This window comes from Pyxidicoccus fallax, assembly GCF_012933655.1.
In the GTDB taxonomy this organism is placed as follows: domain Bacteria; phylum Myxococcota; class Myxococcia; order Myxococcales; family Myxococcaceae; genus Myxococcus; species Myxococcus fallax.
Genome location: NZ_JABBJJ010000725.1, coordinates 1 through 1,009 on the forward strand (window position 1 = coordinate 1; position 1,009 = coordinate 1,009).

The window sequence follows — 1,009 nt, forward strand, 5'->3', positions numbered from 1 at the left end:
CGGAGAACCCGCCGGTGCTGGCGCCCTGGAACACGCTCACGACCTGAGCGACGCCGCTCGAGACGACGACGTCCTGCCGCCCATCCCCATCCAGGTCCGTCAGCGCCAGCGCACGGGCGATGCTCCTCAGGGCCAGGTCATCCTTCCGGACGAACCCCCCAGCCGCCTGGCCACGGTAGGTGATGACACTGAACTGGTCCGTCACGACGAGGTCCACCCGTCCATCACTGTCGAGGTCCGTGGCCCGCACGTGGTTGGGATACGTCAGTGGCGATACCCTCGTTACGGTGCTGAAGGTACCGTCTCCGACGCTCTGGTAGAGATTGAGCACCCCGTCGTAGTAGTGGGCCAGGACGAGGTCCAGCTTCCCATCCGTGTCGACGTCGGCGCCCGTCAAGCCGTGGGCCACGAAGCCCGTCTGGTAGTTCGTCGAGGTGAAGGCGCCGGTTCCATCACCGCGAAGCAGCGTCGCCGTATAGGACCGGAGCGGAATGCTGGAGTTCGCGGTGAACAGGTCCAGCACCCCGTCCCCGGTGAAGTCCTGCGTCGTCATCACCTGGGGCGAGGTGCCCGTGGGGAAGGTGCGCTGTGTGCCGAACGTGCCGTCTCCCCGGCCGAGCAGCACGCTGACGCTCGCGTCCTGGGTATTGAGCACCGCGAGGTCGACCTTGCCATCGCGGTTGAAGTCCGCCGCGCTCACGTCCCGCGGCACATTCCCCACCGGCACCCGCCGCGCGGCCTGGAAGTGGCCGTCGCCCTGCCCGAGCAGCACACTCACCGAGGCGTCCTGGCCGTTGCTCACCGCGAGGTCGGCCTTCCCGTCGCCGTTGAAGTCCGCTGTCGCCACCTCACCGGGCGAATCCCCCACGGCCACCTCACCCGAGTCCACGAGGGAGACCGCGCCACAGAGCGTGGACGTCACCCATGCGTCCGAGCGCGGCCCGTCTCCCACCGCGTTCCGGGCTTGGATGGTGAATGTGTAGCGCGTCGCGCTCGCCAGCCCTTCGAG

Annotated in this window: 1 protein-coding gene; it reads right to left on the reverse strand. The window is 68.4% G+C overall.

Features of this window, described 5'->3' with window-relative positions:
• The coding region (locus HG543_RS53825) for an FG-GAP-like repeat-containing protein (protein ID WP_169352698.1) at positions 1 to 1,009 on the reverse strand (1,009 nt) is incomplete at both ends.